This window comes from Peptoniphilus raoultii (assembly GCF_900099555.1).
In the GTDB taxonomy this organism is placed as follows: domain Bacteria; phylum Bacillota; class Clostridia; order Tissierellales; family Peptoniphilaceae; genus Peptoniphilus_A; species Peptoniphilus_A raoultii.
Genome location: NZ_FMWM01000002.1, coordinates 1,098,298 through 1,110,409, shown reverse-complemented (window position 1 = coordinate 1,110,409; position 12,112 = coordinate 1,098,298). Strand labels below are relative to the sequence as shown.

The window sequence follows — 12,112 nt, the reverse complement described above, 5'->3', positions numbered from 1 at the left end:
GTTAACAGCCTTTTACTTGTACGTTTTCACATTTTTGATTTCCTACAGTGCAGCTAGTTTTGCAAGCTGATTGACAGGAAGTTTGACATTCTCCACATCCACCTTTTGCAAAGGTATCTTTTAATCTTCTTGATGTAAGTGTTTTAATATGTTTCATAATAACCTCCTACTTTTTATCTGAACTTAGTTCGGAATTATCTTTAAAAACTGAAGAAATACCCCATTTCATAACTTCGAGTTTATTTTTATCTCCTGAAGTTTCAAGAACAACAAGGTCTTCCTTTACTGCGATGATTTTAGCAACAATCCCGCCAATTGTTTGAACCTTATCCCCAGCTTTTAAATTAGCCCTCATGTCTTTTATTTCATTTTGCTTTTTGTTTTGAGGCCTAATAATCATAAAATAAAAAACTACAAATATAAGTACTAAAGGCCCAAACTGTGCTAATAATTGAGCGTAATCCATTAAATTCATCCTTTCTTTATATAATTATACATAAAAATTTATAAATCTACAATAATTATAAATAATTTTTATAATTAATAACCATACTTTTTGTAAAAATCATTTTTATATTCTAAGAAATAATCTTCCTTTATTGATTTTCTTATATTTTTCATCATATTTATTAGAAAATATAAATTGTGAATAGTCGCAAGTCTCATTCCTAAAATTTCATCTACATTAAAAAGATGCCTAATATAGGCTCTTGTATAATTTTTGCATACATAGCAGTCACATTCCCCATCAAGAGGGCTAAAATCTTCCTTATATTTACCATTTCTAATGACAAGTTTTCCATGATGAGTTATTACTGTTCCATTTCTTGCAATTCTTGTTGGAAGAACGCAATCAGCCATATCAATTCCTCTTTCAACTGCTTCAAATAAATAGTCTGGCGTTCCTACTCCCATTAAATATCTTGGTTTATTTTCAGGCATAAAATCTGTTGTAAAATCTAAAACTTCATTCATAAGCTCCTTTGGCTCTCCCACAGAAAGCCCACCAACAGAATAGCCTGGAAAGTCCATTTCCACCATTTCCTCAGCAGAAATTTTTCTTAAATTTTTAAACATTCCACCTTGGATAATTCCAAATAGGGCTTGGTGGTCTGTATTTTTATGGTGGTCCTTACATCTTTTTGCCCATCTTAAAGTTCTTTTCATAGAATTTTCTACATATTCATAAGTTGCTTCATAGGGTGCACATTCGTCAAAGGCCATCATAATATCAGACCCTAAAATATTTTGAACGTCAATTGAAACTTCAGGTGACAAAAATTTTTTAGATCCGTCAATATGACTTCTAAATTCAACACCATCTTCTGATATTTTTCTAGTGTCAGAAAGAGAAAAAACTTGAAAGCCACCAGAGTCAGTTAAAATTGGTCTATCCCAATTCATAAATTTGTGAATACCTCCTGCCTTTTCAATTATTTCAGTGCCTGGTTTTAAAAATAAATGATAGGTGTTAGACAAAATTATTTGGGCTTCAATTTTTTTTAATTCATCAGGAGTCATGGTTTTTACAGTTGCCCTTGTTCCAACTGGCATAAAAATCGGAGTTTCTATTTCACCATGATCTGTTGTAATTTTTCCAAGTCTAGCCTTTGAATCTTTTGCAGTTTTATATAAGTCAAATTTAAACATAGTTCTCCTTAATAGATAAACATAGCATCACCAAAAGAGAAAAATCTATATCTTTCCTCCACGGCAATTTTATAGGCATTTAAAATTATTTCTCTTGATGCAAGAGATGAAACTAGCATAATTAGAGTTGACTGTGGAAGGTGAAAGTTTGTAATTAAAGCGTCAACACACTTAAATTTATAGGCTGGATAGATGAATATATCTGTCCAGCCAGAGGTTTCTTTTACATGGCCCTTTTCATCTGCCACACTTTCCAAAGTTCTTATTGTTGTTGTTCCAACAGCAACAATTCTTCTACCTTCATCTTTTGCCTTATTTATAGATTTACTTACATCTTTTGTAATTATATAAAATTCGCTGTGCATCTTATGGTCATTTACATCTTCAACCTTAACAGGCCTAAAAGTTCCAAGGCCTACATGAAGGGTAATAAATAATATTTCAATTCCCTTTTCTTTTATTTTTTCTAAAAGTTCTTTGGTAAAATGAAGGCCGGCAGTTGGTGCAGCGGCTGAACCTATTTCCCTAGAATAGACAGTTTGATATCTTTCATTGTCTTCTAATTTCTCAACAATATAGGGCGGTAAAGGCATTTCTCCAAGTTTGTCTAAAATTTCTTCAAAAATTCCATCATAGATAAATCTTAAAAATCTTGATCCGTCATCTGTTATGTCTACAACTTCTGCTTTAAGTTTTGGCGAAAATTCAATTATGCTACCAATTTTTGCCTTTTTACCAGGTTTCGCCAAACATTCCCAAATATCTCCCTTATGGTTTAAAAGTAAAAACTCAATACTTTCTTCTTTTCCTTCCCTGTGACCAAAAATTCTTGCAGGCATAACTCTAGTGTCATTTAGAACTAAAAGGTCGCCGGGATTTAAATAATCAATAATATTATAAAATTTTTTATGGTCTACTTCCCCAGTACTTTTATTTACTAGCATTAATCTTGACCCATCTCTCTTATCAAGTGGATGCTGAGCAATTAATTCCTTGGGAAGATCGTAGTCAAAATCACTTGTCTTCATTTCCTAGATCCTTATTTTCAATAGTCGTTCCTGGATAGTAAAAATCTAAAATTCCCTTATAATCAAATTTTTGCTTAGCCATTTCTACGGCTCCATATTGGCTTAAGCCAACACCATGGCCAAAGCCCCTTCCCTTAAGCTGAAAGCTGTCTCCTAAATTTATAATTTCGAATAATGAGGATTTAACACTCATATTTCCCATAGCATTTCTAAATTCGTTGCCTGTCATTTCCTTAACACCATTTTGGCCAGTAATGACAATTTTCTTGCAGCGGCCTGACGAATCTTTTTCACTTATATCTATAGTATAAATATTTCCAAGTTTCAATTTATTAAGTTCCTTAGAAGTTAGTAAAAAATCCCAAGCATAACTTGAATATGGGTCTTCCTTGCTTATTAAATATGGGCTTTTATTTCCACCCCATACCTCACTTGAATCTGCTATATATCCCCCTGATGATGCACCAAAAATTGCATCGCAAATTTTTCCATCATAAGTTAAAAACTCTCCTTCTGTTGCCTTCACAGCAGCATCAGTCTTTTTATCATAAGAAGTCTTTCCCTTATAAACTTGGCAAGCTGTTGTATCATTTAGGTTGTAGCCCTTTTTTATATATTTATTTATATTTGCAAGGGCGAAAGACCTAGATGCAACTGCTTGAGCCTTTAAGGCCTCATCTGGAAAAGATGGACTCATTTCCTTTGGCAAGATACCCCTTAAATAATTTTCAAGGTCAATATTATTTATAAGGTCAAGTTTATTGTCATTGATTCTAAAAGAAATTCCTCCGTCATAAGATATTTTAAAATTATCAACTTTAATGTCCTTATTAGCTGAAATTAAAAGACTTCCATCAGATGGGAAATTTTCCATGGTAAAGTTTTTTGAACTTATATAGATTTTTCCATCCTTATAGATAACAGTTATATTCTGACTATCTACTTTATTTATTTCCTCAAAATCTCCTGAAACTACCTTAAACTGTCCCTTAGTTGAAAGTTTTACTTCTTTTCCCGCTTCAAATGATTTACCAATTTTTACATCAAGCCTATTTTCGCCAAAAACAAATACGGGCATCAAAATCAAAAAAATCACTAGACTAAATAATATTTTTTTCATTACTTGTCCTCCTTATATTCTAGTCCAAAGTGGTCATAGGCAAGTTTTGTTGTAATTCTTCCTCTTGCCGTCCTTACTAAAAATCCTATTTGCATTAGGTAGGGTTCGTAGACATCTTCAACTGTAACCCTATCTTCCCCAATTGATGCTGAAATTGCATCAATGCCAACTGGCCTTCCTTGAAAGTTTTCTATCATGGTTAAAATTATTTTTCTATCAATATTGTCAAGTCCAAACTTGTCAATTTCCAATAAATCTAAACCTCTAATAGAAACATCTTTGGTTATTTTACCCTCTTCCTTAACTTCTGCATAGTCCCTAACTCTTTTTAAAAGTCTATTTGCTATACGAGGCGTTCCCCGTGATCTCTTTGCAATTTGAATTGCACCTTCTTCTTCAATAGGGATTTTTAAAATTTTTGCTGACCTCATAATAATTTTTTTAAGGGATTCTATGTTATAGATATCAAGATTTAAGAGAACCCCAAACCTATCCCTTAAGGGGGATGTAAGCATTCCGCTTCTTGTTGTTGCTCCAATTAAAGTAAATTTTGCAAGGTCAAGTCTTATGGATCTTGCTGATGGCCCTTTGCCAATAATTATATCCAAGGCATAATCTTCCATGGCAGGATATAAAATTTCTTCCACAGATTTATTAAGTCTGTGAATTTCATCTATAAATAATACATCATCTTCCTTTAAATTTGTAAGGATTGAAGCAAGGTCCCCCTGCCTTTCAATGGCAGGTCCTGATGTCACCTTTATGTTTACACCCATTTCATTTGCTATAATCCCAGCAAGGGTTGTCTTGCCAAGGCCAGGTGGTCCGTTTAAAAGTGTGTGATCAAGGGGCTCTTTTCTATTTTTTGCTGCCTCTATAAAAATTTTAAGTTTATTAATAACTTTTTCTTGGCCTATGTACTCTGTTAGCCACTTAGGTCTTAAATTAACTTCGCTTTTATCTTCAACAGAAAAGCTTGCGTCTACAATTCTTTCATCTGTCATTTACCTAACACCTTTAAAGCCTCTCTTATTATAACAGAAAGTTCTTCATTTTCATCTATACCCTTGAGGGCATTTTTAGCTTCATACTCATTATAACCTAAGGAAATCAATGCCTCAAGGGCCGGGCTTTTATTTTGATCTACATTAATAATTTCAAGATCAATATTATCATTAAAAGATAATTTTGAAATCTTATCCTTAAGTTCTAGGCAAATTCTATTTGCTGTCTTTTTGCCAACTCCTGGTGCCTTGGAAATTGTGGCTGTATCCTCCAAAAGAATTGACTGCCTTAAAAGTGATGCTCCAAGACTTCCAATAATTCCTAAACCTCCTTTAGGTCCTACACCAGTAACCTTAGTTAAAAGGTCAAAAAGCTTTCTTTCATCCTTATTTAAAAATCCATATAGACCTATGTCATCTTGTCTTAAAATAAGCCTTGTATAAATTTTATAGTCTATATTTCTTTCAAGACTTTTTATATCACTTTGAGGCATTGATATTAAATAACCAATTCCTCCTACTTCTATAACAGTTTCTGTTTCTAAAATTTCTGAAACATTTCCTTTAATAAAATCAAACATTATATCATCCTAAAGCTTTCTTTAAAATTAATGGAAGAAGCATGAGTAAGCGCAACTGCCAAAGCATCTGCAACATCATCAGGTTTTGGAACTTCTTCTAAATGTAATAAAACCCTCACCATGTATTGAATTTGTTCCTTCGTTGCCCTGCCATAACCCACTAGAGATTTTTTTATTTGCAAAGGTGTGTATTCATAAATTGAATTTGTAAAATTTCTGCAAGCTAAAACTTCAACCCCCCTAGCTTGGGCAACATTAATAACAGTTTTGGCATTTTTATTATAAAATAATTCTTCAAAGGCAATATCCTCTGGTTTATAAGTTTCTAAAATCCTATTAAGGTCCCTATAAATGCTTTGGATCCTATCAGCTATTGGCATTTTTGCAGGTGTATTTATTTGTCCATAATCTATAACCTTAAAAGAATTTCCAACAAAATCTATTATTCCATAGCCAATAATTGCAAGGCCTGGGTCTATTCCTAAAATTCTCATACTACTCCTTAAAAAAATAAAGGTAGCCGAAACTACCCTTATTTATATCTTCTCATTACTTTGTCATTTATTCCGTCCCAATATCCGTTATTTAAAATTCTATAGCCGTCAACATACAAAAATTTCATAATCTTTTTATGTAAATTGACAATTTCCCTGCTTGATAGATAAGAATTCATTTCCTTATATGAGGATACGGCTTCTTCACTAAAGATAAGTTGTAAGTCCAAATGTGAATTAATGTTAAATAACTTTTCCTTTAAAAGATTTTTATCCAAGGAATTAATAATTTCTACAAGATTTTTCTTTATAAGCCTATTAGATCTCAGGTCCTTAAAAAGCTGTTTTTTATAAAGGAGAATATCCTTATTTTTAAATTCATAATTATAAAGCTTTTTGCGGGAATAAAGTTCATCAACAGATAAATACTTTAAAGCAATTATTTCAAGCCTATTAACTAATTTTATATTATTAAATCCTGTTCTATAACCTTCTAAATATAAATAAAGTTCAAATCTATTAATATCATCGTGAATAAGCCTTGATAAATTTCTTGCAATAAGTTCTATCCCATCTTTATTCTTATAAAGCCTAATAATATCTAGTCTTAAACCTTCAAGGGATACATATTTGGGAAAAATATTTTCAATTGATTCTTCTATATTATAAATATTAAGTAAAATATTTATACAGTCTGTTTCATTATTGAATAGGAACTTTTCTACAAGGTATTTTTTTATATCTTTAAAAGCATAGATAGTATCTTCTTTAATTTTTCTTCTTGCCAAAGTCATAAAAAATTCCTCCGAATTCTATTAAAATTTATTATACTATAAATTCAAATAAAATTGTTAAAAAGAAGATAATTTTTAAATTATTAAATTTTTGTTACAATAATTCAATTCCCTTATCATATGATGTTTTAAGGGTTTCATCGTCCCAAACACCAACTTGAACTTCTCCAATATGACTTTTTTCTAAAAAGAACATACAGATTCTGGACTGGCCTATTCCCCCTCCAATTGTATAGGGAAGATTCTTTTCGATTATATCCTTATGATAGGGAAGAGTTAATCTTTCTTCATTGCCAGTTTTTTTGCATTGGTCAACAATTGTATTTTCATCAACTCTAATTCCCATGCTGGAAAGTTCAATAGAAGAATTTAAGGTTGGGTTCCAAAATATAATATCTCCATTTAAAGACCAATCATCATAGTCTGGGCTTCTTAAGTCATGTGGCTTTCCTGATTTTAAATTTCCACCAATCCCTTGTATAAAAACCGCCTTTTTATCCTTGGCTATGGCATTTTCCCTTTCCTTGCCGCTTAAGTTTGGGTAGGCATCTTCAAGTTCTTGAGAACTTACAAAAAAGATTTCATCAGGAAGTTTTGCTGACAATATATAGGGATAGGTTTGGTTAATATATTCTTCACTTCTCTTAAAAACTGAAAATATTTCATTTACAATCAAATGAAGATATTCACTATTTCTGTCAATTTTACTAATAATTTTTTCCCAATCCCATTGGTCAACATAGGATGAGTGGATATTATCTAAAAATTCTTCAGCCCTGATGGCATTCATATCTGCATAAATTCCCTCATATATTCCAAAATGATATTTTTTTAAGGCATTTCTTTTCCACTTTGCAAGGGACTGAACTATTTCAACATCTATATCATAATTTCTTATTTTAAAGTTAACTGCCTTTTCTCCGTTAAGATTATCATTAAGTCCTGTTTCAGGTCTTACAAAAAGTGGTGCTGAAACTCTGGCAAGGTTTAATGTATTTGCCAAATCTCTTTGAAAATAATCTTTTAAAGATTTTATAGCAATTTGTGTTTCTCTTAAATCTAATATTTTTGCATTAGAATTATTTCTCATCTTAATCCTCCATAATGAACTAAAAAAGGCATAGGATAATTTCCTTTGCCTTTATATTTTAATATTTTTATATAATATATGCAAATTTAAAAATTAAACGAATTGAATTTCAAAATCTTCATTATATTCCATAACTGATTCTATGACAAAAGAAGCAATTTTGCTAGAAATATCTAGGGCAAAATCCATATCATTGTCAAAACTTGGCTCATTAGATTTATATTCATTAACGACATCTTCTATATAAGCTTTTATTCTATCCTTTAATTTATTATCTACATCTTTAAAAAGATCCAAATCTTCACACGAAATAACGCCCTTATAATTTTCTTCAAGAGCCTTATCCTTTAAAACATATTCATTTAAGTCAGATTCATATTTTATATGAGCCTTCATATCATTAAAATATGTCATTCTATAGGCATGTGGATAACAAACATAGTCGCAAAGATAGTGAGAAATAACTCCAAGTTTTTTACTTAAATAATTTACAAGGACTTTTTTTGGATTGTCCCTTAAATTAGAGTATCTGCAAAAATAAATTAAATTTGCAATTTCCTTTGAAATGTAGTCTATGCTTTCATCTTGATAATGCCTTATTAACCTATAATAAGGTAATATATCAGGACAAATGCTTCCCCACTGAATTTTTTCCATATTTAAATTGATATCGTAATCTTCTTTAATTCTGTTACAAACAATTTTTGCAACTATTTTGTGTGTACTTGATAAAATTGTAAGCACTTCCTTATATAAAAATTTGTACTCAATACATTTCTTATTTAATTTTATAAGTAAATAAAAGAATTGTCAATCTTTGTTGATTGACATTTTCAAAAGTATTTGTAAAGTGTATGTTATTTTTTAATATTCTAAATCAAAAATCTCGTCGTTAATTGCTGGCCAAATATCTGGACTTTCAAAACCAAGTCTCCAAGATGCTAGCCCTGCAAGTTTATATTTATTTACAAGACTAACCTTTCTTTTAATGGAATCCTTGTTTTCAATCCAAATTTTATTCGTAGCACTGCCATCAGTATATTCTACATAATACTGACCTATATCTTCCTGCCATTTTGGACTTAAACCCCTGCTTGAAATTATTGATGCACATTCATTCATAGAAATTGTTTTAGATGAAACTTTTCCATTTTCTTCTGTCCAAAGTCTCATATATAAGGGCACACCTAAAATCATTTTTTCTCTTGGTATGTTTCTAAATAAAACATTGATTGAACCTTCAACCCAAGGAAATTCTGCAACAGAACCTGCTTCTTCAGATTTTGCCCAGTGCTGATCATAGGTCATAACACAAATATAATCTGCAAAATCTACCAATGCCTTTCTGTCATAGGGTTCATTTTTTACATCAGATGAAATTTGAGGTGTTACATCAACTGAAAGTAAAATATTATTTTCTTTAGTAACTTCTGATAGTTCTTCAACAAATTTTGTTATTAAATCCCTATCATCCGTATAAGTATTTTCAAAGTCAATATTTAGACCATTCATATTATATTTTTTGCAAAGTTCTATGGTTTTATCTATAATTTTTTTCCTTGTGATGTCATTAGAAAGGGCCTTTCTTGTAATTTCTGGATCAAAAGAATTATCAAGATATCCCCACACATCAATTCCAAGGGCCTTATAATTATTTACATATTGGGTATTTCCCCTGTCAATTAAATCTCCAAGTTCATTTCTTATAGAAAACCATGTTGGAACTATAACATCAAGACCAGGAATATTTATAATTTGATTTATTTTTTCTTGAGAATGTTCTGCATAAGTATAGTCCCAAGTAATATTAAGAGGTTTTGATTTTTTATGATTATTTACCTTAGGAGAAACTTCTTTAATATCAGCTAGATAATCGCTATGAACAAAACCTGCATAGCCATTTAATTCCCTAACCCTATAATAATCATGCTCTAAATGATATATCTTAAGTTCTGTTCCTTCTTCAATTTTTTTAATAAGAGGAGTGGATTTATTTGCCCCTTCTCTTAAATTTACAGTTGTTATAGTCTTGCCTATGGAATATGGCTCATCAAGCCTATCTAAAATCAAAAGTCTTTGATCCTTGTCATAAGAAAGTTTAACTGGATAGTCATAGATAAAAGCTTCAATGGGGATCATAATTTTCCCATTTACATTTTTTGCACTATCCCTTAATAAAATTTCATGGCCATTAAAATCAGCTTTCTTTTCATCAAGCTTAATTATTTTTGTACCAAGTGCATTTTTTATTCTTATTTCATTAGTTGCCTTGTCAAAGGAAATACCCTCATCAATATATTCTTTTATATAGTCAAAAGAGAGAAAAAACTGTCCGTCCTCTCTTGAAAAATCATCCTTGTCAATTACACTAGATTCGCTTATAAAATTAAAGCCTTCGTATAGTGTGGAGGCCTTGTTAGATTCTCTATTTTCAACAAAGAAAAATAGACCACCAAAAATTCCTATTAAAATAAATATAATTAGAAAAAATTTCTTCATAAATCTCCTTTCTTTGCTAAAAATAAAGAAACTAAAATGAGCAAAAAACTCATTTTAGTAATTAATTTTTTCCTTAATTTTTGCAGACTTTCCTTGTCTATCTCTTAAGTAGTAAAGTTTTGCACGTCTTACCTTACCCCTACGAACAACAGTAATATCTGCAATTCTAGGTGAATTTATTAGGAAAATTCTTTCAACACCAATACCATAAGAAATTCTTCTAACAGTAAAAGTTTTTCTTGAAGATTTTCCTTGAATTTTAATAACTGTTCCTTCAAAAATTTGAACTCTTTCTCTAGAACCTTCAATAATTCTATAATGAACTTGAATTGTATCTCCAACTTTAAATGATGGTAGGTCTTTTTTAATTTGTTCATCTTCTATTTGCTTAATTATATCCATTTTTCTCCTCCTCTCTGATTTCTTCTAAAAATTTTTCTTCTTCCTTATTTAATTCTCTATCTTTTAATAAGTCAGGTCTTTTTTTGTAGGTATTTCTTAAAGATTCTTTTAACCTATATTTTCTAACTTTTTCATGATCTCCTGAAAGTAAAATTTCTGGAACTTCATGACCTTCAAAAACTCTCGGTCTAGTGTATTGGGGATATTCTAAAAGCCCATCATAAAATGATTCATCTTTGTAGGAATCTTCGCTTGCCAGAGTCCCGTCAAGGAGCCTTGTTAGAGAATCAATTAAAACCATGGAAGGAATTTCCCCTCCAGTTAAAACATAATCACCTATAGAAATTTCCTCATCTACATAATTATCAATAACCCTTTGGTCTATACCCTCATAATGGCCATTTAAAAGAATTATATGTTTTTCTTTTTTCATAACTCTTAATTTTTTTTGATTAAGTTTTTGACCTTGAGCTGTTAAAAAATATACTTTTGAAGACTCCTTCTTGACCTTATTAATGGCATCTACAATTGGTGAAGCCATCATAAGCATACCAGGCCCTCCCCCATAGGGATAATCATCAACCTGCAAATATTTATTTACAGCAAAATCTCTAATATCAATAATTTCAAGTTCTATAATTTTTTCTCTTATAGCCCTTCCAATAATTGAATATTCCTTTAAGGCCTCAATAAATTCAGGAAATAATGTTAAAACTGAAATTTTCACAATCTCATCCCTTCAATAGGATCAACTATTATGTTTCGAGAAATATCTTTAACAAATTCAGAAACATTGGGAACATTGTAAGTGATTTCTCCATCTACAATTACAAGGACATCGCAGGCTGGAAATTTTTCAACTTTTTCTAAAAGTCCCAAATATTCTCCATTTGACTTATAACATTTTTTGCCAATTAAATCAGAAATATAATATTTACCCTTAGGTAATTTTTCCCTATCTTCATCATAAATATATAATAAAGAATTTTTAAAAGCCAATACATCGTTGATATTATTCAAATCTTTAAATTTCAAATATACAAAATCTTTATTATATCTAACACTTTCAATGGCCAGTTTTTCTTTATCTTCTCCTAATAAGACATAGGTCAGTTTAGAAAATCTTTTAATATTATCTGTATAAGGCCTAATCTTAACCTCTCCCTTAATACCAAAAGTATTAATTATCTCGCCTATTAAGGTTGTCTCAGTCTTGGAGTTCTTCAATTTCTAAATTAACCTTTATATCTTCTTTTAAAGATACAGCTCTTAAAATAGATCTTATTGCCTTTGCAATTCTTCCTTGCTTGCCAATAACTTTTCCCATATCAGAAGAAGCTACTTGTAGAAGTATATTGTGAACATCTCCATCTTCGGAAGTAGAAATTTGTATCTTTTCCGGATTATCGACTAAAGATTTTGCAATATATTCAATTAATTCAACCATCTT

16 protein-coding genes are annotated in these 12,112 nt (G+C 30.6%); all 16 read right to left on the bottom strand.

What is annotated here, in order from left to right:
* Position 1 precedes the first annotated feature (1 nt).
* The gene (gene scfA / locus BQ4446_RS05355; RefSeq protein WP_071027312.1) at positions 2-157 is read right to left on the bottom strand and encodes a six-cysteine ranthipeptide SCIFF; all 156 of its coding nucleotides are present in this window, start codon (positions 155-157) and stop codon (positions 2-4) included.
* Between the two features lie 9 nt (positions 158-166).
* Positions 167-466, bottom strand: a complete 300-nt coding sequence (gene yajC, locus BQ4446_RS05350) for a preprotein translocase subunit YajC (RefSeq protein ID WP_374042613.1) — start codon at positions 464-466, stop codon at positions 167-169.
* Positions 467-540: 74 nt separating this feature from the next.
* Complete coding sequence (gene tgt / locus BQ4446_RS05345; RefSeq protein ID WP_071027308.1) at positions 541-1,650, bottom strand: tRNA guanosine(34) transglycosylase Tgt; 1,110 nt, start codon at positions 1,648-1,650, stop codon at positions 541-543.
* An 8-nt stretch (positions 1,651-1,658) separates the two neighbouring features.
* Positions 1,659-2,678 (bottom strand): tRNA preQ1(34) S-adenosylmethionine ribosyltransferase-isomerase QueA, encoded by a 1,020-nt coding sequence (gene queA / locus BQ4446_RS05340; protein WP_071027306.1) that lies wholly within the window; start codon positions 2,676-2,678, stop codon positions 1,659-1,661.
* Complete coding sequence (locus BQ4446_RS05335; RefSeq protein ID WP_071027304.1) at positions 2,665-3,798, bottom strand: SpoIID/LytB domain-containing protein; 1,134 nt, start codon at positions 3,796-3,798, stop codon at positions 2,665-2,667. The genes queA and BQ4446_RS05335 overlap by 14 nt, the downstream gene beginning before the upstream one ends.
* Positions 3,798-4,802 carry a Holliday junction branch migration DNA helicase RuvB gene (ruvB, locus tag BQ4446_RS05330; protein ID WP_071027303.1) on the bottom strand — a complete coding sequence of 335 codons (1,005 nt, stop codon included), beginning with the start codon at positions 4,800-4,802 and terminating at the stop codon, positions 3,798-3,800. Before ruvB ends, BQ4446_RS05335 begins: the two co-directional genes overlap by 1 nt.
* On the bottom strand, positions 4,799-5,383 hold the full coding sequence (gene ruvA / locus BQ4446_RS05325; RefSeq protein WP_071027301.1) for a Holliday junction branch migration protein RuvA: 585 nt from the start codon (positions 5,381-5,383) through the stop codon (positions 4,799-4,801). The genes ruvB and ruvA overlap by 4 nt, the downstream gene beginning before the upstream one ends.
* Positions 5,383-5,877: a crossover junction endodeoxyribonuclease RuvC gene (gene ruvC, locus BQ4446_RS05320; protein ID WP_071027299.1), complete on the bottom strand. Its 495-nt coding sequence runs from the start codon at positions 5,875-5,877 to the stop codon at positions 5,383-5,385. The genes ruvA and ruvC overlap by 1 nt, the downstream gene beginning before the upstream one ends.
* 38 nt (positions 5,878-5,915) lie before the next feature.
* Positions 5,916-6,671, bottom strand: coding sequence for a hypothetical protein (locus BQ4446_RS05315; protein ID WP_071027297.1), 756 nt, complete (start codon positions 6,669-6,671; stop codon positions 5,916-5,918).
* Between the two features lie 94 nt (positions 6,672-6,765).
* Positions 6,766-7,761, bottom strand: a complete 996-nt coding sequence (asnA, locus tag BQ4446_RS05310) for an aspartate--ammonia ligase (RefSeq protein ID WP_071027295.1) — start codon at positions 7,759-7,761, stop codon at positions 6,766-6,768.
* A gap of 93 nt (positions 7,762-7,854) precedes the next feature.
* Positions 7,855-8,505: a zinc dependent phospholipase C family protein gene (locus BQ4446_RS05305; RefSeq protein ID WP_071027294.1), complete on the bottom strand. Its 651-nt coding sequence runs from the start codon at positions 8,503-8,505 to the stop codon at positions 7,855-7,857.
* Positions 8,506-8,625: 120 nt separating this feature from the next.
* Positions 8,626-10,260, bottom strand: coding sequence for a glycosyl hydrolase family 18 protein (locus BQ4446_RS05300; RefSeq protein ID WP_071027292.1), 1,635 nt, complete (start codon positions 10,258-10,260; stop codon positions 8,626-8,628).
* Between the two features lie 54 nt (positions 10,261-10,314).
* The gene (gene rplS / locus BQ4446_RS05295) at positions 10,315-10,662 is read right to left on the bottom strand and encodes a 50S ribosomal protein L19 (protein ID WP_071027290.1); all 348 of its coding nucleotides are present in this window, start codon (positions 10,660-10,662) and stop codon (positions 10,315-10,317) included.
* Positions 10,649-11,389, bottom strand: coding sequence for a tRNA (guanosine(37)-N1)-methyltransferase TrmD (gene trmD / locus BQ4446_RS05290; protein ID WP_071027288.1), 741 nt, complete (start codon positions 11,387-11,389; stop codon positions 10,649-10,651). The genes rplS and trmD overlap by 14 nt, the downstream gene beginning before the upstream one ends.
* Positions 11,386-11,889 carry a ribosome maturation factor RimM gene (rimM, locus tag BQ4446_RS05285; RefSeq protein ID WP_071027286.1) on the bottom strand — a complete coding sequence of 168 codons (504 nt, stop codon included), beginning with the start codon at positions 11,887-11,889 and terminating at the stop codon, positions 11,386-11,388. Before rimM ends, trmD begins: the two co-directional genes overlap by 4 nt.
* The gene (locus BQ4446_RS05280; protein ID WP_071027284.1) at positions 11,870-12,109 is read right to left on the bottom strand and encodes a KH domain-containing protein; all 240 of its coding nucleotides are present in this window, start codon (positions 12,107-12,109) and stop codon (positions 11,870-11,872) included. The genes rimM and BQ4446_RS05280 overlap by 20 nt, the downstream gene beginning before the upstream one ends.
* Positions 12,110-12,112 lie beyond the last annotated feature (3 nt).

Coding starts and splice junctions, on each gene's coding strand:
- scfA (WP_071027312.1), bottom strand. CDS start 157: ATGAAACATATTAAAACACTTACATCAAGAAGATTAAAAGATACCTTT.
- yajC (WP_374042613.1), bottom strand. CDS start 466: ATGGATTACGCTCAATTATTAGCACAGTTTGGGCCTTTAGTACTTATA.
- tgt (WP_071027308.1), bottom strand. CDS start 1,650: ATGTTTAAATTTGACTTATATAAAACTGCAAAAGATTCAAAGGCTAGA.
- queA (WP_071027306.1), bottom strand. CDS start 2,678: ATGAAGACAAGTGATTTTGACTACGATCTTCCCAAGGAATTAATTGCT.
- BQ4446_RS05335 (WP_071027304.1), bottom strand. CDS start 3,798: ATGAAAAAAATATTATTTAGTCTAGTGATTTTTTTGATTTTGATGCCC.
- ruvB (WP_071027303.1), bottom strand. CDS start 4,802: ATGACAGATGAAAGAATTGTAGACGCAAGCTTTTCTGTTGAAGATAAA.
- ruvA (WP_071027301.1), bottom strand. CDS start 5,383: ATGTTTGATTTTATTAAAGGAAATGTTTCAGAAATTTTAGAAACAGAA.
- ruvC (WP_071027299.1), bottom strand. CDS start 5,877: ATGAGAATTTTAGGAATAGACCCAGGCCTTGCAATTATTGGCTATGGA.
- BQ4446_RS05315 (WP_071027297.1), bottom strand. CDS start 6,671: ATGACTTTGGCAAGAAGAAAAATTAAAGAAGATACTATCTATGCTTTT.
- asnA (WP_071027295.1), bottom strand. CDS start 7,761: ATGAGAAATAATTCTAATGCAAAAATATTAGATTTAAGAGAAACACAA.
- BQ4446_RS05300 (WP_071027292.1), bottom strand. CDS start 10,260: ATGAAGAAATTTTTTCTAATTATATTTATTTTAATAGGAATTTTTGGT.
- rplS (WP_071027290.1), bottom strand. CDS start 10,662: ATGGATATAATTAAGCAAATAGAAGATGAACAAATTAAAAAAGACCTA.
- BQ4446_RS05280 (WP_071027284.1), bottom strand. CDS start 12,109: ATGGTTGAATTAATTGAATATATTGCAAAATCTTTAGTCGATAATCCG.